The sequence below is a fragment of the Streptomyces sp. NPDC057950 genome, from assembly GCF_042887295.1.
Lineage (GTDB): Bacteria > Actinomycetota > Actinomycetes > Streptomycetales > Streptomycetaceae > Streptomyces > Streptomyces kaempferi.
On the sequence record NZ_JBHVPP010000008.1, the window covers coordinates 151707 to 176042 of the forward strand.

General features: G+C 74.5%; 1 protein-coding gene. It reads right to left on the reverse strand.

Annotated elements, in window-relative coordinates:
- Positions 1–101: 101 nt before the first annotated feature.
- Positions 102–24218 carry a type I polyketide synthase gene (locus ACFVTC_RS15915; RefSeq protein ID WP_390127231.1) on the reverse strand — a complete coding sequence of 8039 codons (24117 nt, stop codon included), beginning with the start codon at positions 24216–24218 and terminating at the stop codon, positions 102–104.
- Between the last annotated feature and the right edge of the window lie 118 nt (positions 24219–24336).

A 24336-nucleotide genomic window follows, 5' to 3' on the forward strand; every position in this document is an offset into this window, starting at 1 on the left:
CGGAGTGGGGAGGTCCAGTGCCGGGGTGGAGGGATCGACTCCCGTAGGGGGGTGATCCGCGGCGGCGGGTGCCGCCGCTGTGCGGGCGTCCGCTGCCGTTGTCACGTCGTTCCCAGCTCCCTGTCGATGAGGTCGAACAGATCGTCGGCGGTCTCGACCGATTCCAGTTCGCCGTCCCCGGCGTCCGGTTCCTCGGTCCCGGTGACCGTCACGGGCGCGCCCGACCAGCGGGCCAGCAGGTCCCGCAGCCGGTCGGTGACGCGGGAGCGGACCTCGGTGTCGTCCACGTCGGTGCCGTTCAACGCGGCGTCCAGGCGGTCCAGTTCGCCCAGCAGGGCCTGCGCGCCGCCGGGCGGGTCGGGCAGGTCGAGCTGGGTCAGCAGGTGGCGGACCTGGACGGCGGGGGTCGGGTAGTCGAAGACGAGGGTCGCCGACAGCCGCAGGCCGGTGACGGCGTTGAGGCGGTTGCGCAGTTCGACCGCGGTCAGTGAGTCGAAGCCGAGTTCCTTGAAGGACTGCTCGGGTTCGATCTCGGCGGCCGAGGAGTGGCCGAGGACGGCCGCGGCCTGTTCGGCGACCGCGTCGAGGAGCAGCTGTTCGCGGTCGGCGGCCGGCAGCGGGGCCAGCCGCTCCGCGAGGGTCCGGGTGCCGCCGGCCGCGGTGGCGGACGTCTCGGCCCGGCGCCGGGCGGGTGTTTTGACCATGGCGCGCAGCAGCGGGGGCAGCACGTCGGCGTGTTCGCGCAGGGAGGCGTGGTCGAGGTCCATGGGCAGCAGCACCGCGCGGTCGGTGGCGGGGCCGGCGTCGAGCAGGCGCATGCCCAGTTCGGCGCCGAGCGGGACCATGCCGGTCCTGGCGTGGCGTTCGCGGTCGGCCTGGCCGAGTTCGCCGGTCATGCCCGCGTCGGGCAGCCAGGTGCCCCAGGCGAGGGAGGTGGCCGGCAGGCCCAGGTCGCGGCGGTGGTGGGCGAGGGCGTCCAGGAAGGCGTTGGCGGCCGAGTAGTTGGCCTGTCCGGCGCCGCCGAAGGTGCCGGCCACGGACGAGAAGACCACGAACCGTGCGAGGTCGAGGTCGCGGGTGAGTTCGTGCAGGTTGGTCACGGCGTCGGCCTTGGGCCGCATCGACCGGTCGATGCGTTCCGGTGTCATCGAGGAGATGACGCCGTCGGCGAGGACGCCCGCGGTGTGGATCACCGCGGTCAGCGGGTGGGCCGGGGGCAGTGAGGCGAGGAGGTCGGCCAGCGCGGCGCGGTCGCCGGTGTCGCAGGCGACGATGGCGACGTCGGCTCCCAGGGCGGTCAGTTCCTCGCGCAGTTCGGCGGCGCCGGGCGCGTCGGGTCCCTGCCGGCCGGCCAGGACGAGATGGCGCAGGCCGTGGTGGGTGACCAGGTGGCGGGCCGTGATCCGGCCCAGTCCGCCGGTGCCGCCGGTGAGCAGGACCGTGCCGTCGGGGTCGGGGGCGGTGGGCAGGGTCAGGACGACCTTGCCGATGTGGCGTGCCTGGCTGAGGAAGCGGAACGCGTCGGGGGCCCGGCGTACGTCGAACGTGGTCATCGGCAGCGGCGGCAGCACCCCTTCCTCGAAGAGGGTGACCAGTTCGCGCAGCATCTCCCCGATGCGGTCGGGGCCGGCCTCGACGAGGTCGAAGGCCCGGTAGGCGACGCCCGGGTGGTCCTCGGCGACCTGCCGCGGGTCGCGGACGTCGGTCTTGCCCATCTCCAGGAAGTGTCCGCCGCGCGGCAGCAGCCGCAGGGAGGCGTCGACGAACTCGCGTGCCAGCGAGTCGAGTACGACGTCCACACCGCGGCCCTCGGTGGTCTCCAGGAACAGTTTCTCGAAGCCGAGGTCGCGGGAGGAGGCGAGGTGGGCGTCGTCGAGGCCCGCGGCGCGCAGCGCGTCCCACTTGCCGGGGCTCGCGGTGCCGAACACCTCGGCGCCCAGGTGGCGGGCGAGCCGTGCGGCGGCCGTGCCCACTCCCCCGGCGGCGGCGTGCACGAGCACGGACTGGCCGGGGCGCAGCCCGCCGAGGTCGACGAGGCCGTAGTAGGCGGTCAGGTAGACGATGGGCGCGGTGGCGGCCTGGGCGAAGGTCCAGCCGCGCGGGATGGCGGCGACCATCCGTTCGTCGGCGACGGCGACGGGACCGAAGGCTCCGGCGAACATGCCCATCACGCGGTCGCCGACGGCGAGTGAGGTGACGTCGGCGCCGGTCTCGGTGACCACGCCGGCGCCTTCCAGGCCGATCGCCGTGGCGTCGCCGGGATACATGCCGAGCGCGGTGAGGACGTCGCGGAAGTTGACGCCCGCGGCGCGCATCGAGATGCGGACCTCGCGCGGTGCGAGGGGTCCTGTCACCTCGGGGCACGCGGTGAGCTTCAGGCTCTCCAGGGTTCCGCGTTCCTCGACGGCGAGCCGCCAGGCGGCCGTGTCGGCGGGCTCGGTGAGCGCGCGCTGCACGGCGAGGGGAATGATCTTCGGTGTGGTCACCGCCCCTTCCCTGACGGCCAGTTCGAGGTGGCCGGTGGCGAGGGCTGCGGGCAGCGCGGCCGCCGAGGCGGGGGCGGTGTCGAGGTCGGCGAGGACGAAACGGCCGGGGTTCTCGGAGCGGGCCGAGCGGACCAGTCCCCAGGCGGTGGCGCGGGCCGGGTCGGCGGGCCGGGTTCCGACGCGCATGGCGTCGCGGGTGACGACGGCGAGCCGGGCGTGGGCGAAGCGGGGTTCGTCGAGCCACTGCTGTACGAGCCGCAGTGTGGTGTGCGCGGTGGCGCGTGCGGCACCGGCCAGACCACCGGCATCGGTGTCGGTGTCGGTGTCGGTGTCGGTGTCGGGGTCGGTGTCGGGCAGGACCAGCAGGACGGTCTCGGGGATCTGGAGGTCCGAGGCGGCGAGCGCGGTCAGGTCGGGGAAGGCCCGCACCGGTGCGCCGGTCCGTTCCAGTTCGGCGGCCAGTGGCCGGGCTTCAGTGCCGCCGACGAGAATCCAGTCGGTGTCGGGCGTCCGGGTGCTCGCGGATACCGGCGCCCAGTCCAGTTCGTACAGGCCTTCCTGGCGCGGTGCGCCGATGGTGGCGCCCGCGAGGTCTCCGGTGAGTTCGCGCAGGGTGAGTGAGCCGACGGTGGCGACCGGGCGTCCCGTGGTGTCGGCGAGGGCCAGGCCGATCGACTCCGGGCCCGTCTGGACCATGCGCACCCGCAGGGCGTCGGCGCCGGCGGCCTCCAGGCGGACGTCGTTCCAGGAGAACGGCAGCCGGCCCGCGTCCTTCATGGGCACGAACATCACGGCGTGCAGGGCGGCGTCGAGCAGTGCCGGGTGCAGGTCGAACGCGTCGGCGGACGGGTCGGCGTCCTCGGGCAGCGCGACCTCGGCGAACACCTCCTCGCCGCGTGTCCACACCGACCTCAGGCCCTGGAAGAGCGGCCCGTACAGGTGGCCCCGTTCGGCGAACCGCTCGTAGAAGCCGTCGAGGGGTACTTCGTCGGCGTCCCGCGGCGGCCATGCGGTGAAGTCGTAGGGGGCTTCGGGTGTGGTCGCGGCGTCGGCGGTGAGCAGGCCGGAGGCGTGCAGCGTCCACGGCGTCTCGGGGGCGGCGTCCTCGGTGCGGGAGTGCACGGTGAGGGTGCGGGCGCCGTTCGCGTCGGCGGCCTCCACGTGCAGTTGTACGTGCAGGGCGCCGCTGTCGGGGAGGGTGAGCGGGGTGAGGATGGTCAGTTCCTCCACCCGGTCGCAGCCGACGTGTTCGGCGGCGTGCAGGGCCAGGTCGAGGAAGCCGGTGGCCGGGAACAGGGCGGTGCTGGTGAGGGCGTGGTCCGCGAGCCAGGTCTGGCCGCGCAGCGACAGGCGTCCGGTGAAGAGGCGGGCGTCGCCTCCGGCCAGTTCGACCGCGGCACCGAGCAGCGGGTGCGCGGCGGAGTCCAGGCCCGCCGAGCCGACGTCGCCGAGCAGAACGGGCGGTCCGGGCCAGAACCGCTGCCGCTGGAAGGCGTATGTCGGCAGGGGTGTGGTCTGTGCGCCGGTGGCGTCGAAGACGTGGGCCCATTCGATGCCGACGCCCTTGGCGAACGCCTGGGCCAGGCCGAGGAGCAGTGCTTCGCGCTCGGGGCGGTCCTTGCGCAGGACGGACGTGAACAGCGTGTCCTCGTCGCCGGTGACGCTGGACTGGGCGAGGGCGGTGAGGGTGCCGTCCGGGCCGAGCTCCACGAACCGGCGTACGCCGCGTCCTTCGAGCCACGTGATCCCGTCGGCGAACCGCACGGCCTCCCGCACATGCCGCACCCAGTACTCGGCCGACTCCAACTCCCCCACGCCGGCGGCCTGTCCGGTCACGTTCGACACGACCGCCATACGGGGCGGTGCGTAGGTCACGCTCTCGGCGACCGTACGGAACTCGGCCAGCATGGGTTCCATCAGCGGCGAGTGGAAGGCGTGCGAGACCCGCAGGCGGGAGGTACGGCGGCCCTGGGCGGATATCTCCTGCGCGATGGTCTCCGCGACCGCTTCGACGCCGGAGATCACCACCGAGCGGGGCCCGTTGACCGCGGCGATCGACACCCCGTCCGTCAGCAGCGGCAGGACTTCGTCCTCGGCGGCCTCCAGCGCGAACATCGCGCCACCGGAGGGGAGTTGCTGCATCAGACGGCCACGCGCCGACACCAGACGGCACGCGTCTTCCAGGGAGAACACTCCGGCCACGTGCGCGGCGGCGAGTTCGCCCACCGAATGACCGACAAGGAAGTCGGGGCTCATCCCCCACGACTCCACCAGCCGGAACAGCGCGACCTCGATCGCGAACAGCGCGGGCTGCGTCCAGCCCGTCTCGTTCAGCAGGTCGGCGTCCGCACCGAACACGACCTCCCGCAGCCCCTCGTCCACGTGCGCGCACACCGCGTCGAAGGCTTCGGCGAACACCGGGAACGACTCGTACAACTCCCGGCCCATACCGAGGCGTTGCGCGCCCTGGCCGGAGAAGAGGAAGGCGAGTTTGCCCTCGCCGCGGGCGGAGCCGGTCACGGTGGCGGGGTTGGGCTCGTCGTCGGCCAGTGAGCGCAGGCCTTGGAGGAGGGTGTCGTGGTCCTCGCCGAGGACGACCGCGCGGTGTTCGAAGACCGAGCGGTGTGCCGCCAGGGACAGGCCCACGTCGGCGGGGTCCGTCTCCGGCCGGTCGGTGAGGTGGGTGAGGAGGCGGTCCGCCTGGGCCCGCAGGGCGGTGCGGCTGCGGGCGGTCACGATCCACGGCACCGCGCCGCCGGCGGGGGCCGGTTCGGTGGCGGTGGGGGCGGGCTCCTCGTCGGTGGCGGCTTCGAGGATGACGTGGGCGTTGGTGCCGCTGATGCCGAAGGAGGAGACACCGGCGCGGCGGGGGCGGTCCGCCTCGGGCCAGTCGACGGCCTCGGTCAGCAGCCGGACGTCGCCCTCCGTCCAGTCGACGTGGGTGGAGGGCCGGTCGACGTGGAGGGTGGCGGGCAGGACGCCGTTGTTCAGGGCCAGGACCATCTTGATGATCCCGGCGACGCCGGCACCGGCCTGGGTGTGGCCGATGTTGGACTTGACCGAGCCGAGCCACAGCGGCTGTCCGGGCTCGCGGTCCTGGCCGTAGGTGGCGAGGACGGCCTGGGCCTCGATGGGGTCGCCGAGGGTGGTGCCGGTGCCGTGCGCCTCGACGGCGTCGACCTCGGTGGCCGTGACCCCCGCGTCGGCGAGCGCCGCGCGGATCACGCGCTGCTGGGCGGGGCCGTTGGGGGCGCTCAGGCCGTTGGAGGCGCCGTCCTGGTTGACGGCGGAGCCGCGGACGACGGCGAGGACGGGGTGGTTGTTGCGGCGGGCGTCGGACAGCCGCTCCACCAGGAGCATGCCGCCGCCCTCGGAGAAGCCGGTGCCGTCGGCGGCGTCCGCGAACGCCTTGCAGCGGCCGTCCTGCGACAGGCCGCGCTGGCGGCTGAAGTCCACGAACAGGCCGGGTGAGGCCATCACGGTGACGCCGCCGGCGAGGGCGAGGTCGCACTCGCCGGAGCGCAGTGAGCGCACGGCCAGGTGCAGGGCGACGAGGGAGGCCGAGCAGGCGGTGTCGACGGTGACCGCCGGGCCCTCCAGGCCGAAGGTGTAGGAGAGCCGGCCGGAGACGACGCTGGCGGCGTTGCCGGTCAGCATGTAGCCCTCGAAGTCCTCCCGGGAGGCGGCCAGCATGCCGGTGTAGTCCTGGCCGTTGGTGCCGGCGAAGACGCCGGTGCGGCTGCCCTTCAGAGTCCTGGGGTCGATGCCCGCCCGCTCGAACGTCTCCCACGTCATCTCCAGCAGCAGGCGCTGCTGGGGGTCCATGGCGACGGCCTCGCGCGGGGAGATGTTGAAGAACGCGGGGTCGAAGCCGCTGGCGTCGTTCAGGAAGCCGCCGGTGCGGGTGTAGACGCTGCCGGGCTTTCCGGGCTCGGGGTCGTAGAGCGCGTCGAGGTCCCAGCCCCGGTCCTCGGGGAAGGGCACGAGCCCCTCTTGACCGCCGAGCAGCATGGCCCACAGCTGTTCGGGGGTGCTGACGTCGCCGGGGAAGCGGCAGCCCATGGCGACGACCGCGATCGGCTCGTCGTCGCGCGGCGCCGTCGTCGGTGCGGGCGCCGCGGTGTCGGGCTGTTCGGTGCCGGCCAGCTCGGTCAGGAGGTGGCCGGCGAGGGCGTCGCAGTTGGGGTGGTCGAAGACGAGGGTGGCCGGCAGGCGCAGGCCGGTGATGCGGTTCATGCCGTTGCGCAGTTCGACGGCGCTGAGGGAGTCGATGCCGAGGTCGGTGAAGGGGCGGCCCGGTTCGACGGCCTCGGCGGACGGGTAGCCGAGGACGCCCGCGACGTAGGAGCGGACGACGTCGAGGACGGCGCCGGCCCGGTCGTAGGCGGGCAGTCGGGCCAGGTGGGCCCGGAGGGAGGAGGCGTCCGCGGCGGGGCCCTCGGCCTGCTGGGTGCGGGCGGCGTCCAGGGCGCGGCGGGCGGTGGGCAGTTCGTCGAGGAGGTGGCTGGGGCGCGGTCCGGTGAAGGCGAGCGCGTAGGTGTCCCAGCGCAGGTCGGTGACGACGACGGTGGTGTCGTCGGCGTCCAGGGCCCGGCCCAGTGCGTCGCAGGCGGACTTGGTGTCCATGGGGTGGACGCCGTAGCGGCGCATGCGGTCGCCCGCGGCGTCGCCGACCATGCCGCCGTCGGCCCACAGGCCCCAGGCGATGGCGGTGGCGGGCAGGCCCTGGGAGCGCCGGTGCTGGGCGAGGGCGTCGAGGTAGGCGTTGCCGGGGGCGTAGTTGCCCAGGCCCGCGCCGCCGAGGACGCCGGAGGAGGAGGAGAACAGGACGAAGGCCGACAGGTCCAGGTCCCGGGTGAGTTCGTGGAGGTGCCGGGCGGCGGTGGCCTTGCCGCGCAGGACGGGGTCCATGCGGTCGGGTGTCAGGGAGTCGACGACGGTGTCGTCGAGGGAGCCGGCGGCGTGGAACACGGCGTCCAGCGGGCGGTCGGCGGGGATCGAGCGGAGCAGGTCGTCCAGGGCGTCCCGGTCGGCGACGTCGCAGGCGGCGAGGGTGATGTCGGCGCCGCGCGCGGTGAGTTCGTCGCGCAGTGCGGTCGCGCCGGGGGCGTCGGCGCCGCGCCGTCCGGCGAGGATCAGGTGGGTGGCGCCGCGTGCGACGAGCCAGCGGGCGATGTGGCCGCCGAGGGCGCCGGTGCCGCCGGTGACCAGGACGGTGCCGCGCGGGTGCCAGGCCGGGGTGTCGGCGAGGGGGGCGGCGGCGTGGACCAGGCGGCGTCCGAAGGAGCCGGAGGGCCGGATCGCGATCTGGTCCTCGTCGCCGGGGGCGGCGAGGACGGCGCACAGGCGGGTGCCGGCCCGGCCGTCGAGTGCGGCGGGCAGGTCGACGAGGCCGCCCCAGCGTTCGGAGTGTTCCAGGGCGGCGACCCTGCCGAGGCCCCAGACGAGCGCCTGGGCGGGGCTGGTGACGGTCTCGGAGGGGCCGACGGCGACGGCGCCGCGGGTGGCGCACCACAGCGGGGCGTCGGTGCCGGTGTCGCCGAGGGCCTGGAGGAGGGCGACGGTGCCGGCGAGGCCGTGCGGGAGCGCCGGGTGGTCGGGGTGGGGGCGTTCGTCGAGGGCGAGCAGGGACAGGACGCCCGTCACGGCGGGGGTGGCGTCGTCGGTGGTGAGGGCGGCCGTCAGGAGGGCGGCGAGGTCGGTGCGGTCGGTGCCTCCGTCGGGGACGGTGACCAGGCGGGTGTCGCGGGCGCCGCCGCCGGTCAGGGCGCGGTGGGCGTCGGCGACGAGGGCGTCGTGGGTGCCGTCCGGTCCGGCGGGGGCGACGAGGAGCCAGGTGCCGGACAGGGCGCCGGCGGCGTTGTCGGTCAGCGGGGACCATCCGACGCCGTAGCGCCAGGAGTCCGTGGTGGAGCGTTCGCGGCTGGTGCGGCGCCAGGTGGACAGGGCCGGCAGGAAGGCGCTCAGCGGTGCGTCGGCGGGCAGGTCGAGGGCGTCGGCGAGGGCTTCCGGGTCTCCCTGGTCGACGGTCTCCCAGAAGCGGGACTCCACCGTGTCCGCGGCGGCGGTGTCGGAGGAGGCGGAGGTGTCCTGCTCCGGGACGTGGGGCCAGTACCGCTGCTGCTGGAAGGGGTAGGTGGGTACGTCGACGCGGTGGGCGCCGGTGGCGGTGAACACGGCCGTCCAGTCGAGGGTGACGCCGTTGACGTGGGCCTCGGCGACGGAGGTGAGGAACTGGCCGAGGCCGCCCTTGTCGCGGCGCAGGGAGCCGAGCGCGGCGCCTTCGACGCCGGCGTCCTCCAGGGTCTCGCGCAGGCCGACGGCGAGCACGGGGTGCGGGCTGACCTCGATGAAGGTGCGGTGGCCTTCGGCGATCAGGCCGCGGACGGCGTCCTCGAAGCGGACGGTCTCGCGCAGGTTGGTGTACCAGTACTCGGGGTCGAGGGTGGTGGTGTCCTGCCACTGGCCGGTGAGGGACGAGCGGAAGGGGATCCCGGCGTCCCGCGGTTCGATGCCGGCGAGGGCGTCGAGCACGGTCGCGCGGATGGGTTCGACCTGCGGCGAGTGGGAGCCGTAGTCGACGGCGACCTTGCGGGCGCGTACGCCGTCCTCGGTGAGGGCGGTGAACAGTTCGTCGAGCGCGGCGGCTTCGCCGGACACCACCACCGAGGCCGGTCCGTTGACGGCGGCGACGGCGAGGCGGTCGGCCCACGGGCTCATCCGGGCGCGGGTCTCGTCGGCGCTCAGCGGCACGGACATCATGCCGCCGGTGCCGGCGATGGCGACGATGGCCCGGCTGCGCAGGGCGACGATCCGGGCGCCGTCGTCGAGGGACAGGGCCCCGGCGACGCAGGCGGCGGCGATCTCGCCCTGCGAGTGGCCGACGACGGCCGCGGGGGTGATGCCGAGGGAGCGCCACAGGCCGGCGAGGCCGACCATGACGGCCCACAGGGCGGGCTGGACGACGTCGACCCGGCCGATGTCGGCCGCGTCCTCGTCGCCGCGCAGGACCGCGGTCAGGGACCAGTCGATGTGGGGGGCGAGCGCGCGTTCGCAGTCGGCGACGAGTGCGGCGAACAGGGGTGATTCGGTGAGGAGTTCGCGTGCCATGCCGGTCCACTGCGCGCCCTGTCCGGGGAAGACCAGGACGGGGTCGGCGGCGGTGGGCGCGGTGCCGGAGACGACGCCGGGTCCGGTGACGGGGGCGCCGGCGGCGAGGGCGGCGAGCGCCTCGTCGAGGGTGTCGCGGCCGGTGGCGAGGACGGCCGCCCGGTGTTCGAAGGCCGAGCGGGTGGTGGCCTGGGAGTAGGCGAGGTCGGTGAGCGGGGTGTCGGGGCGGGCGAGCAGGTGGGTGCGCAGGCGTGCGGCCTGGCTGCGCAGGGCGGCCTCGGTGCGGCCGGACAGCAGGGTCGGTACGAGGGGCAGGGCGCCGGTGAAGGCCGCGGGGTCCGGGGTCGCGGGCGGGGCGGTGGCCGCTTCGGGGGCGGGTGCCTGTTCGACGATGACGTGGGCGTTGGTGCCGCTCATGCCGAACGAGGAAACACCGGCGCGGCGCGGGCGCCCGGTCTCGGGCCAGTCGAGCTGTCGGTCGAGCAGGCGGACGTCGCCGGCGGTCCAGTCGACGTGCGGGGTGGGGTTGTCGGCGTACAGGGTGCGTGGCAGGACGCCCTCGCGGATCGCCATGACCATCTTGATGATGCCGCCGACGCCGGCGGCGGCCTGGCTGTGGCCGATGTTGGACTTCAGGGAGCCCAGCCACAGGGGCCGGTCCTCGGGCCGGTCCTGGCCGTAGACCGCGATGAGCGCCTGGGCCTCGATCGGGTCGCCGAGGGTGGTGCCGGTGCCGTGCGCCTCGACCGCGTCGACCTCGGCCGGGGTGAGGCCGGCGCCGGCGAGCGCCTGGCGGATGACGCGCTGCTGGGAGGGTCCGCTGGGTGCGGTCAGTCCGTTGGAGGCGCCGTCCTGGTTGAGGGCGCTGCCGCGGAGCACGGACAGGACGGGGTGGTGGTTGCGGCGGGCGTCGGAGAGCCGTTCGAGGACGATCATGCCGACGCCCTCGGCCCAGCTGGCGCCGTCGGCGTCCGCGGAGAACGGCTTGCAGCGGCCGTCGGGGGCGAGCGCCCGCTGGCGGCTGAACTCGATGAGGGAGCCGGGGGTGGACATCACGGTCACGCCGCCGGCGAGCGCGAGGGTGCATTCGCCCTGGCGCAGTGCCTGGGAGGCGAGGTGGAGGGCGACGAGGCTGGAGGAGCAGGCGGTGTCGACGGACACCGCGGGGCCTTCGAGGCCGAGGGTGTAGGCGATGCGGCCGGACAGCACGCTGGGTGAGTTGCCGGTGCCGACGTAGCCTTCGACGTTGTCGTCGGCGGCGGCCAGGATCGTGACGTAGTCCTGGTAGGTGACGCCGGCGAAGACGCCGGTGCGGCTGCCGCGTGCGGTGGCCGGGTCGATGCCGGCGCGTTCCAGTGCCTCCCAGGACGTCTCCAGCAGCAGGCGCTGCTGGGGGTCCATGGCGAGGGCCTCGCGGGGGCTGATGCCGAAGAACGCGGGGTCGAACCGGCTGGCGTCGTGGAGGAATCCGCCCTCGCGGGTGTAGACGGTGCCCGGGTGGTCGGGGTCGGGGTGGTAGAGGGTCTCCGGGCTCCAGTTGCGGTCGCCGGGCAGCGGGGAGATGCCGTCGGTACCGGCCACGACGAGGTCCCACAGGTCCTCGGGGCTGCGGACGCCGCCGGGGTAGCGGCAGGCCATGCCGACGATGACGATCGGGTCGTCGTCGGTGGACGCCGGGCGGCGGGTGTGGTCGTCGTCGTGGTCGGTGCTGCCGAACAGGTCGGCGTCGAGGTGCCGGGCGAGTGCGTGGGGGGTGGGGTGGTCGAAGACGAGGGTGGCCGGGAGGCCCACGCCGAGCGCGGTGCTGAGCGCGTCGCGCAGTTCGACGGAGGTGAGTGAGGTGAATCCGAGGGAGGAGAAGGAGTGGGCCGGCTCGATGTCGGTGGGGCCCTCGTAGCCGAGGACGTCGGCGACCTGGGTGCGCACGGTGGTGAGCAGGACGCGGGCGCGTTCGGCCGGGGGCCGGTTCGACAGCCTCTCCAGCAGGCTGCCGGGCTGCTGGGCGCGGGCCGCGGTGCGCCGGGCGACGGCCCGGGTGCGGGCGGGGGCGGGCCGGTCGGAGGTGGCGGGGGCGGCGGGGGTGCTCGTGTGGTGCGGGTCGAGGGGCCGCATCAGCAGGGAGGCGATGGTGAGGACGGGTTCGCCGATCGCGTCGGCGGCTTCCAGGGTCAGGGTGTCGGGGCCGCGGCGGGAGAGGCGGACGCGCAGGGTGGTGGCGCCGGTGGCCCGGAGTGAGGCGTCGGCGAGGGAGAACAGGACGCGGCCGTCGCCGAATCCGTCGAAGGTGCCCAGGCCGAGCGGGTGCAGGGCGGCGTCCAGGAGCGCGGGGTGCAGGTCGAAGCGTCCGGCCTCCTGCGCGGCGCCTTCGGGGAGGGCGACTTCGGCGTACACGTCCTCGTCGTGGCTCCAGGCGGCCCGCAGGCCCTGGAAGACGGGCCCGTAGTCGAGTCCCGCGGCGGCGAGCCGTTCGTAGACGCCGTCGGCGTCGAGGGGTTCGGCGCCGGGGGGCGGCCAGGCGGTGAAGTCGAACTCGGGAATGCCGGCGCCGCGTTCGGGTTCCCGGGCGCTCAGCAGGCCGCCGGCGTGCCGGGTCCAGGGGCCGGCCGTGGCCAGGTTGTCCGCGTTGTTCAGGTCCTCGGGCCGGCCGTACACGCCGAAGACGCGGGAGCCCAGCGCGTCGGGTTCCGCGACCCGGATCTGGAGGTGGACGCGGCCGTGTTCGGGCAGGACGAGCGGGGATTCCAGGACGAGTTCGCGTACGTGCCCGCAGTCGGTGTGGGCACCGGCACGCAGGGCGAGTTCGAGGAAGGCGGTGCTCGGCACCACGACGGAGCCGTTGACGCGGTGGGCGGCGAGCCAGGGCTGCGCGTGGGCCGAGAGGCGTCCGGTCAGGACGACGGTGGCCCCCTCGGCGGGCGGGACGACGGCGGTCAGCAGCGGGTGGTCCGCGTCGAGGAGTCCGGCCGCGGCCGGGTCGCCGGCTCCGGTGGGTACGTCGAGCCAGAACGTGCGGTGCTGGAAGGCGTAGGTGGGCAGGGGTACGGGCCGGCCGCCGGGGGCGGCCGCGTCCAGGCAGGACTGCCAGTCGACCGGGACACCGCGGGTGAACAGGGCGCCCACGGCGGCGATGAGGACGGCCGGTTCGGGGCGGTCGGCGCGCAGCGCGGGCACGGTGAGGTGGCCGTGGGACTCCCAGCAGCCCTGGGCGAGGGTGGTGAGGGTGGCGTCGGGGCCGAGTTCGAGGCAGTGCTCCACGCCGTGCCGTTCCAGCCAGGCGATGCCGTCGGCGAAGCGGACCGCCTGGCGGACGTGGCGCACCCAGTACTCGGGCGAGGTGAGGTCCCCGGCCTCGGCGGGCCTGCCGGTGAGGTCGGAGACGACCGGGATGCGCGGCTCGGCGTAGCCGATGCTTTCGGCGACGGCCCGGAAGTCGGCCAGCATCGGTTCCATGCGCGGTGAGTGGAAGGCGTGGCTGACGCGCAGCCGGGTGGTCTTGCGTCCCTCGCCCGCGAAGTGCGCGGCCACGGCGAGTACGGCCGGCTCGTCACCGGCGACCACCACGGACCGGGGGCCGTTGAGGGCGGCGAGGCCGATCTCGTCCTCCCGGCCGGCCAGCAGGGGCAGGACCTCCTCCTCGGTGGCCTGCAGCGCGATCATCGCGCCGCCCTCCGGCAGGGCCTGCATGAGCCGGCCCCGGGCGGCGACCAGCCGGCACGCGTCGGGCAGGGTCAGGACGCCCGCGACGTGGGCGGCGGCCAGTTCACCGACGGAGTGGCCCAGGAGGTGCTGGGGCCGTACGCCCCAGGACTCGACCAGGCGGTACAGCGCGACCTCGACGGCGAACAGGGCGGGCTGCGCGTACTCGGTGCGGTCGAGGAGGGCGGCGTCGTCACCGAGGACGACCTCGCGCAGCGGCTGTCCCAACTGGCCTTCGAAGTGGCCGCACACGGCGTCGAAGGCGTCCGCGTAGACGGGGAAGGCGTCGTAGAGCTCGCGGCCCATGCCCGGCCGCTGGGTGCCCTGGCCGGCGAACAGGAACGCGGTGGTTCCCTCGGTCAGGGTGTCGCCGGTGACGGCGTCCGGGGAGGGTTCGCCCGCGGCGACGGCGGCGAGGCCGCGCAGGAGTCCGGTGCGTCCGGTGCCGCGGACCACGGCCCGGTGCTCGAAGCCGGGCCGGGTCGTCACCAGTGCGTGGGCGATGTCGGCGGTGTCGAGTGCGGGGTGCTCCTCGACGTGGGCCAGCAGGCGTGCGGCCTGTTCGCGCAGGGCGGCGGCGCTGCGGCCCGACACGATCCACGGGGTCACCGTTTCGGCGGCGGGCCCGCGGGCGGGTGCGGCGGGGGCGGCCGGCGGGTGCGGGGCCTGCTCGATCACGACGTGGGCGTTGGTGCCGGACACGCCGAACGCGGAGACACCGGCGCGGCGCGGGCGGCCGGTGTCGGGCCACTGCCGCTGTTCGGTCAGGAGCCGGACGTCGCCCGTGCTCCAGTCGACGCGTGAGGAGGGCGCGTCGGCGTGCAGGGTCCGCGGGAGGACGCCCTCGTCGAGGGCGAGGACCATCTTGATGATGCCGGCGGCGCCGGCGGCGGCCTGGGTGTGGCCGATGTTCGACTTGACCGAGCCCAGCCACAGCGGCCGGTCCGCGGGCCGGTTCTGCCCGTACGTGGCGAGCAGTGCCTGCGCCTCGATGGGGTCGCCGAGGACGGTGCCGGTGCCGTGCGCCTCGACGGCGTCGACGTCGGCCGGGGTGAGGCCCGCGGAGGCGAGGGCGGCGCGGATGACCCGCTGCTGGGCGGGGCCGTTCGGCGCGGTCAGTCCGTTGGAGGCGCCGTCCTGGTTGACGGCGGTGCCGCGGACGACGGCGAGGACGCGGTGGCCGTTGCGGCGGGCGTCGGACAGCCGCTCGACGACGAGGACGCCGACACCTTCGGACCAGCCCGTTCCGTCGGCGCCGTCGGCGAACGCCTTGCAGCGTCCGTCGGGTGCCAGACCTCCTTGGAGGCTGAACTCGACGAAGGCGCCCGGGTTCGCCATGACGGTGACGCCGCCGGCCAGGGCGAGGTCGCACTCACCGGTGCGCAGGGACTGCACGGCCAGGTGCAGGGCGACGAGCGAGGAGGAGCAGGCGGTGTCGACGGTGACCGCGGGGCCTTCGAGACCGAGCGTGTACGCGACGCGGCCGGAGACGACGCTTCCGGCGCCGCCGGTCAGCAGGTGTCCGCCGAGGCCTTCGGGGACCTCGGTCAGGCCCGAGCCGTAGCCGGAGCTTCCGGCGCCGACGAAGACGCCGGTCCGGCTGCCCTTGAGGCCGGTCGGGTCGATGCCGCCGCGCTCCAGCGCCTCCCAGGACGTCTCCAGGATCAGGCGCTGCTGGGGGTCGATCGCGAGGGCTTCGCGGGGGCTGATGCCGAAGAACGGGGCGTCGAAGCCGGCGGCCTCCCGCAGGAAGCCGCCCGAGCGGGTGTCGCTGGCCGCGAGCAGGGTCTCCAGGTCCCAGCCGCGGTCCTCGGGGAATCCGGAGACGGTGTCGAGGCCGCCGGAGACGATCCGCCACAGCGCCTCGGGCCCGGCCACGCCGCCCGGCAGACGGCAGCCCATGCCGACGATGACGACGGGGTCGGTGTCGGTGGCGGTGGCCGCCGGGGGCCGCGCGGCGGTGTCGTCGCCGGTGTCGGTGCCGGTGCCGAAGAGTTCGTCGCGCAGCCGGGCGGCGACGGCCAGCGGGGTCGGATGGTCGAAGACGAGGGTGGAGGGCAGCGGCACCCCGGTGGCGCCGGTGAGTTCGTTGCGCAGTTCGACCGCGGTCAGGGAGTCGAAGCCCAGTTCGCGGAAGGTCCGCCCGGGGGCGACGGCCGCGGTGTCGGTGTGGGCGAGCACGGTGGCGGCGCGCTCGCGGACCAGGTCGAGCAGGGCCGTGTCGCGGTCCTCGGCCGGCAGCGGGCCGAGCCGTTCGCGCAGGGCGGCGCCCGCGCTCGTGGTGTCCGCGGCCGGGCCGGTGCCGCGCAGCGCGTCGGATGCCTCCGGCAGTGCGGACAGCAGGGGGCTGGGGCGGCCGGTCGTGAACGCGGGAGCGAAGCGGTCCCAGTCGACGTCGGCCACGACCACGGTGGTGTCGCCGAGTTCGAGGGCGCGGGAGAGGGCGCGCAGGCCCGCGTCGGGCTCCAGCGGCCGCAGTCCGCGGCGGCGCAGCAGGTCCTGGGCCTCGGCGTCGGCGGCCATGCCGCTCTCGCCCCAGGGGCCCCAGGCCACAGCGGTGCCGGCAAGACCCCGGGCCCTGCGCCGCTCGACGAGGGCGTCGAGGTGGGCGTTGGCCGCGGCGTACGCCGACTGGCCACCACTGCCCCACACACCCGCGATCGAGGAGAACACCACGAACGCCGACAGGTCCAAGTCCCGGCTCAACGCGTCGAGATGACCGGCACCCACCGCCTTCGCGGCCAGCACCGCGGCGACCCGCTCCGGAGTCAGCCGGTCGATCAGATCGTCGTCCAGCACACCCGCGGCATGGAACACCGCGTCGACCGGATGCCGGGACAACAGGCTCGCGACCGCCTCAGCGTCAGCCGTGTCGCACGCCTCCACCACGACCCGCGCACCCAACACCTCCAACTCACCGACGAGTTCGGCCGCGCCCGGGGCGTCGGTTCCGCGACGGCTGGTGAGGACGAGCTCACTCGCACCCCGCCCCACCAGCCACCGGGCCACCCGCGCGCCGAGTGCTCCGGTGCCGCCGGTCAGCAGCACCCGGCGGGGTGCGTTCCATCCGCCGCCCGCGTCGGCCGGGGCGGCGGCGTGGGTGAGGCGTCGGGCGAAGGCGGCGGCGCCTCGGACGGCGACCTGGTCCTCGGCGCCGTCGGCGAGGACGGCGGCCAGCGCGGCCAGGGCGCGGCGGTCGGGGCGGGCCGGCAGGTCGACGAGGCCGCCCCACCGGTCGGGGTGCTCCAGGGCGGCGACCCGGCCGAAACCCCACAGGGCGGCCTGCGCCGGGTCGACGACACCTTCGGACGGGGTGCCCACGGTGACGGCGCCGTGGGTGAGCTGCCACAGCGGCGCGCTCACGCCCGCGTCACCCAGCGCCTGGACGAGCGTCAGCAGGGCGGCGGTGTCGGCCGGGGACGCCAGGACGCCCGCGATCGGTTCGGCGGTGTCGGACAGGACGGACAGGACGTCGGCCAGCGCCGCACGGTCCGCGTGCGGGTCGTACGTCACCCGCTCCACACCGGGGAGGAACTCCTCGATCCCCGCGAGCGTGTCCTCGCCGGCGTGCTGGAGCAGGAGCCGGCGGCCGGTGTCGGTCGCGGTGGGAGGGGTGACCGGCTGCCATTCGACGCGGTAGCGCCAGCCGTCCACGCGTGAGCGCTCGGCCGCACCGCGCCGCCAGGCGGACAAGGCCGGTACGACGGCGTCGAGTTCGGCCTCGTCCACGCCCAGGACCCCGGCGAGGTCGTGGGCGTCGCCGCGTTCCACGGCCGCCCAGAAGCTCGCGTCCAGCGGGTCGGCCGCCACGGGTCCGGCGGCAGCGGCGGGCTCGGGCCAGAACCACTCGTGCTGGAAGGCGTAGGTGGGCAGTTCGACCGGCCGTGCGCCGGCCAGCAGTGCGGGCCAGTCGACGGCGGCACCGTGTGCGAACGCCCGCGACACCGCCGCCATGACGGTGTCCGTCTCGGGGCGGTCCTTGCGCAGGACGGACGCGAACAGCATGTCCTCGTCGCCGGTGACGCTGGACTGGGCGAGGGCGGTGAGGGTGCCGTCCGGGCCGAGCTCCACGAACCGGGTGACACCGCGCTCCGCCAGCGTGCGCACCCCGTCCGCGAACCGCACGGCCTCACGCACATGCCGCACCCAGTACTCGGCCGACTCCAACTCCCCCACGCCGGCGGCCTGTCCGGTCACGTTCGAGACGACCGCCATACGGGGCGGTGCGTAGGTCACGCTCTCCGCGACCGTGCGGAACTCCGCGAGCATCGGCTCCATCAACGGCGAGTGGAAGGCGTGCGAGACACGCAGACGGGAGGTACGGCGGCCCAGGGCGGCTATCTCCCCCGCGACGGCCTCCGCGACCGCTTCGACGCCGGAGATCACCACCGAGCGGGGCCCGTTGACCGCGGCGACGGACACCTCCGCCTCCCGGCCCTCCAGCAGCGGCAGGACCTCGTCCTCGGACGCCTCCAGCGCGAACATCGCCCCACCGGAAGGGAGTTCCTGCATCAGACGACCACGCGCCGACACCAGACGGCACGCGTCCTCCAGCGAGAACACTCCCGCCACGTGCGCGGCAGCCAGCTCGCCGACTGAGTGGCCCATCAGGAAGTCGGGCCGCACACCCCACGACTCCACCAGCCGGAACAGCGCGACCTCGATCGCGAACAGTGCGGGCTGGGTCCAGCCCGTCTCGTTCAGCAGGTCGGCGTCCGCACCGAACACCACCTCCCGCAACCCCTCGTCCACGTGCGCGCACACCGCGTCGAAGGCCTCGGCGAACACCGGATACGAGTCATACAACTCCCGCCCCATACCGAGGCGTTGCGCGCCCTGGCCGGAGACGAGGAAGGCGAGCTTGCCTTCGGTCGCGACGCCCTGGACCACACCCGGCACGCTCTCGTCGCGGGCGACGGCGGCGAGACCCGCGAGGAATTCCTCACGGTCCGTGCCCCGCACCACCGCACGGTGCTCGAACGTCGAACGGGTCCTGACCAGCGACAGACCCACATCGGCGGGGTCCAGGTCGGGATGGGCCTGCACATGAGCCAGCAGCCTGGTGGCCTGAGCACGCAGGGCGGTGGGGCTCTGCCCGGACACCACCCACGGGGTGACGGGCAGCGCCGGGAGGATCGCGGTGTCCGTCTCCTCGACGGCCGTCTCCGCCTGTTCCAGCACCACGTGCGCGTTCGTGCCACTCAATCCGAACGAGGAGACACCCGCCCGGCGCGGACGGTCCGTCTCCGGCCAGTCCACCGCCCCGGCCAGCAGCCTGACCTCACCGGCTTCCCAGTCGACGTGCGACGAGGGTGCGTCGACGTGGAGGGTGGCGGGCAGCACGCCGTGCCGCATCGCCTCCACCATCTTGATCACACCCGCCACACCCGCGGCCGCCTGCGTGTGACCGATGTTCGACTTCACCGAGCCGAGCCACAACGGCCGTTCGGCGTCACGGCCCTTGCCATAGGTCGCGAGCAGGGCGTGGGCCTCGATCGGGTCGCCCAGCGAGGTACCCGTACCGTGCGCCTCCACCGCGTCCACGTCCGACGCCGACAGACCCGCACTCGCGAGCGCGGCCCGGATCACCCGCTGCTGCGAGGGACCGTTCGGCGCGGTCAGACCGTTCGACGCACCGTCCTGGTTCACCGCCGAACCCCGCACCACCGCCAGCACCGGATGACCATTGGCGCGCGCGTCCGAGAGTCGCTCCACGAGCAGGACGCCGACACCCTCGCCCCAGCCCGTACCGTCCGCACCCTCCGCGAACGCCTTGCACAGGCCGTCGGCGGCGAGGCCACCCTGGCGGCTGAACTCGATGAACGCGCCGGGGGTGGACATCACCGTCACGCCGCCGGCGAGTGCGAGGTCGCACTCCCCCGACCGCAGGGCCTGGGCGGCGAGGTGCAGGGCGACCAGCGACGACGAGCAGGCCGTGTCGACGGTGACCGCGGGCCCTTCGAGGCCGAGGACGTAGGAGACCCGGCCGGAGAAGACGCTCGCCGCGTTGCCGGTGCCGACGTAGCCACCGAAGTCACCGCCCGAGGAGGCGAGGAGTGCCGGGTAGTCCTGGCCGTTCGTTCCCGCGAACACGCCGGTCCGGGAGCCGCGCAGCAGACGCGGGTCGATTCCGGCCCGCTCCACCGCCTCCCACGACGTCTCCAGCAGCAGGCGCTGCTGCGGGTCCATGGCGAGCGCCTCACGGGGCGAGATCCCGAAGAAGCCCGCGTCGAACGAGCCGACGTCGCCCAGGAACCCGCCGCGGTGGGTGTGGCTGGTGTAGGGGCCGTCGGGTGCGTTGAGGGCGTCGAGGTCCCAGCCCCGGTTGCGGGGGAAGTCGGCGATGCCGTCGCGTTCTTCGGACAGCAGGTCCCACAGTGTTTCCGGGGAGTCGACTCCGCCCGGGAAGCGGCAGGCCATTGCGACGATCACGATCGGGTCGGCGGACACCTCGGTCCCGGTCGCGGCGGACGCGCCCGGTGTTTCCGCGACGACACCGCTCAGTTCGCCGTGGAGGAAGTCGGCCAGGGCCGACGGGGTCGGGTAGTCGAACACCACGGTGGCGGGCAGCCGTACCCCGCACTCCGCGCCCAGTACGTTGCGCAGCTCCACCGCGATGAGCGAGTCCACGCCCAGTTCGCGGAACGCGCGGTCGGCCGGAACCGCTTCCGGCCCGGCGTGACCCAGCACGGCGGCCGCGCGGGTACGGACCGTGTCGAGGAGTTCGGCGCGCTGGGCCGGTGCGGTCAGGCCGGTGAGGCGTGCGCGCAGGGCGGTCGCGGGAGCGGGCTGTGCGGCCGTGTTCCTGGGGGCGGCATACAGTTCGCCGAGGAGCGGGCTGGTGCGGACGGCGGTGAAGGCGGGGCCGAACAGGGTCCAGTCGAGGTCGGCGACGAAGGTGACCGGGGCCGGGGAGGCGACGCAGACGGCGAGGGCGTCGAGGCCGGTCGCCGGGTCCAGCAGGTTGACGCCTCCGCGGCGCTGGCGGTCCTCGGCGGAGGTGTCGGCGGCCATGCCGCCGCCGGCCCAGGGGCCCCAGGCGATGGACGTGGCGGACAGACCCCGCGCGCGGCGGCGTTCGGCGAGCGCGTCCAGCATGGCGTTGGCCGCGGCGTAGTTGGCCTGGCCCGCGGAGCCGACGGTGCCGGCGAAGGACGAGAAGAGGACGAACGCCGAGAGGTCGCGCCCGTGGGTCAGTTCGTCGAGGTGGAGGGCGGCGGCGACCTTGGAGCGTACGACCGTGTCGAACTGCTCGGGGGTGAGCCGGTCGAGGACACCGTCGTCGAGGACTCCGGCGGTGTGGACGACGGCGTCGACCGGGTGGTCGTCCAGTAGCTGTCGTACGGCCTCACGGTCCGTCATGTCGCAGGCGAGGAGCGAGACTTCGGCGCCCAGGGCCGAGAGTTCGGCCTCCAGTTCGGCGGCGCCGGGTGCCTGCGCCCCGCGCCTGCTCGTGAGGACGAGACGGCCGGCGCCCTGTTCGGCGGCCCAGCGGGCGACCCGGGCGCCGAGCGCGCCGGTGCCGCCGGTGACCAGGACCGTGCCGCTGGGGGTCCAGGGGGTGCCGGGTTCCTCCGTGACCTCGACCAGGCGGCGGGCGAGGACGCCCGCGGCGCGGACGGCGGCCTGGTCCTCGTCGGCGCCGCCGCCGGAGAGCAGGGCGGCCAGTCGGGAGGCGGTGCGGCGGTCGAGTTCGTGCGGGAGGTCGATGAGACCGCCCCAGCGGTCGGGGTGTTCGAGCGCGGCCACGCGGCCCAGTCCCCAGACGGCGGCCTGGTCGAGGCGTGGAGGGAGGTCGCCGCGGCCGGTGGTGACCGCTTCGCGGGTGAGGGTCCACAGGGGTGCGGTGATGTCGGTGTCACCGAGCGCCTGGACGAGGAGGGCGGTGGCCAGAACGCCTTCCGGGGTTCCGGTGCGCTCTCCCGGGGCCAGGGCCAGGACCGAGACGACGCCGCTGACCGGGGTTCCGGCGGCTGCCGAGGTGAGCAGGCCGGCGAGCGTCGTACGGTCGGCGTCGGCGGGGCAGGGCACGGTGACGAGGTCGGTGGCGCGTGCGGCCAGGGCTTCGGTGAGGGCGCCGTCCCAGCCGTCGTCTCCGAGGGCGGCCGGGGTGACGAGCAGCCAGCGGCCGCTCAGTCGCGCCTCGGCGGGCAGGCCGGTCACGGGGCGCCAGGTCACCTGGTGGCGGTGGTCGCCTTCGGTGGTGGGTGCGGCGGAGCCGTCGGCCCGGTAGGAGCGTTCGAGCCAGTAGCGGTCCCGGCGGAAGGCGTAGGTGGGCAGGTCGACGCGTCCGGCGCCGGGGAGGAGGGAGTTCCACTGGGGGGTGCGGCCGTGGACGTGGAGGAGGCCGACGGCGGACGTCAGGGTCTCGGTCTCGTCCCGGTCCTTGCGGAGCGTGGGGGCGAAGAACGTGTCCTGGAGGTCGGGCAGGCTGGTCTGGGCGAGGGCGGTGAGGGTGCCGTCGGGGCCGAGCTCCACGAACCGGGTGACACCGTTCGCGGCCAGCCACCCGACCCCGTCGGCGAACCGTACGGCCTCCCGCACGTGCCGCACCCAGTACTCGGCCGACTCCAACTCCCCCACGCCAGCGGCCTGTCCGGTCAGGTTCGACACGACCGCGATGCGGGGCGGCGCGTAGGTGACACTCTCCGCGACCGCACGGAACTCGGCGAGCATCGGCTCCATCAGCGGCGAGTGGAAGGCGTGACTGACCCTCAGACGCGAAGTACGGCGCCCCAGAGCGGCTGTCTCCTGCGCGACCGCCGCCGCCGCGGTCTCGACACCGGAGACCACCACCGAGCGAGGGCCGTTGACCGCCGCGACCGACACCCCCTCCGTCAGCAGCGGAAGCACCTCGTCCTCGGCGGCCTCCAGCGCGAACATCGCACCACCGGAGGGGAGTTCCTGCATCAGACGACCACGCGCCGACACCAGACGGCACGCGTCCTCCAGGGAGAACACTCCCGCCACGTGCGCGGCAGCGAGCTCGCCGACTGAGTGGCCCACCAGGAAGTCGGGGCTCATCCCCCACGACTCCACCAGCCGGAACAACGCCACCTCGATCGCGAACAGCGCGGGCTGCGTCCAGCCCGTCCCGTTCAGCAGATCCGCGTCCGCACCGAACACCACCTCCCGCAACCCCTCGTCCACCTGCGCGCACACCGCGTCGAAGGCCTCGGCGAACACCGGATACGAGTCATACAACTCCCGGCCCATACCGAGGCGTTGCGCGCCCTGGCCGGAGAAGAGGAAGGCGAGCTTGCCGTCTCCGTTCGTCGAGCCGGTGAGAACGCGGTCGGCGTTGCGGCCTTCGGCGAGGGCGGCGAGGCCGCTGAGCAGGTCGGTGAGGCCGGTGCCGAGGAGTGCGGCCCGCTCGGGGAGGGCGGAGCGGGTGGCGGCGAGGGACCAGGCGAGGTCGTAGAGGTCGGTGTCGGGGTGGTCGGTGAGGTGGGCGCTGAGGCGTGCGGCCTGTTCGCGCAGGGTGTGTTCGTCGCGGGCGGAGAGCACCCAGGGCAGCAGGGGCAGGCCGGCGCGGGCGGGAGCCTCGGTGGCCGGTTCGGTGACGGGGGCCTGCTCGATGACGGCGTGGGCGTTGGTTCCGGAGACTCCGAAGGCGGACACGGCGCCGCGGCGGGGCCGGTCGGCCCGCGGCCAGTCGACGGACTCGGTCAGGAGCCTGACGTTGCCGGCGTTCCAGTCGACGTGGGAGGAGGGGTTCTCGACGTGGAGGGTGGGCGGGAGGACGCCGTGGCGGATCGCCAGGACCGTCTTGATGACGCCGACGACGCCCGCGGCGGCCTGGGTGTGGCCGATGTTGGACTTCACCGAGCCGAGCCAGAGGGGGCGGTCGGCCTCGCGGCCCTGGCCGTAGGTGGCGAGCAGGGCCTGGGCCTCGATGGGGTCGCCCAGCGCGGTGCCCGTGCCGTGGGCCTCGACGGTGTCGATCTCGGTGGCGGGTACGCCCGCGTTCGCGAGGGCGGCGAGGATGACGCGCTGCTGGGAGGGGCCGTTGGGGGCGGTGAGCCCGTTGGAGGCGCCGTCCTGGTTGACGGCGGAGCCGCGGACGACGGCGAGGACGCGGTGGCCGTTGCGGCGGGCGTCCGACAGGCGCTCGACGACGACGACGCCGACGCCCTCGGCCCAGCCGGTGCCGTCCGCGTCCTCGGAGAACGCCTTGCAGCGGCCGTCGGAGGCGAGGCCGCCCTGCTGGCCGAACTCGATGAAGGCGCCGGGGCTTGACATGACCGTCACGCCGCCGACGGCGGCGAGTGAGCACTCGCCGGAGCGCAGGGACTGTGCGGCCAGGTGGAGAGCGACGAGGGAGGAGGAGCAGGCGGTGTCGACGGTGATCGCGGGGCCTTCGAGGCCGAGGGTGTAGGCGACGCGGCCGGAGACGACGGACATGGAGGTGCCGGTCAGCAGGTGGCCGCGGACGTCGTCGGGGACCTCCCGCAGTCCGCTGCTGTAGCCCTGGTCGCTGCATCCGACGAAGACTCCGCAGCGGCTGCCGCGCAGAGCGGCGGGGTCGATGCCCGCGCGTTCGAAGGCCTCCCAGGTCGCTTCGAGCAGCAGGCGCTGCTGGGGGTCCATGGCGAGGGCTTCGCGCGGTGAGATGCCGAAGAAGGCGGGGTCGAAGCGGTCGGCGTCGAAGACGAAGCCGCCCTGGCGGCGGGCGCCGCCGGTGGCGTCGGTGCCGAGGTCCCAGCCGCGGTCGGCGGGCCAGTCGGTGACCGCGTCGGCTCCCGACACGAGCAGGTCCCAGAAGTCCTCGGGCGAGCGGACACCGCCGGGCAGACGGCAGCTCATGCCGACGATGGCGACGGGTTCGTCGTCCTTGGACTCCAACTGGCGCAGTTTGAGCCGGGTCTCGTGAAGATCGACGGTGAGTCGTTTGAGGTAGTCCCGAAGCCGAGCTTCAGTTGTCATGGACTGCCCCCATGCTGTTGTGGTGAGAAAGGGTCGCGTCTCGTGCGGCTTGGACAGCATGTCCCGGGGGTGGACCGTTTCCGTGGCCCTGGCCGGGTTGTCTGGGGAAACGCTTGGA

What these genes read in the sequence shown, in the direction of transcription:
- ACFVTC_RS15915 (WP_390127231.1), bottom strand. Translation starts at nt 24,218, where the DNA reads ATGACAACTGAAGCTCGGCTTCGGGACTACCTCAAACGACTCACCGTC.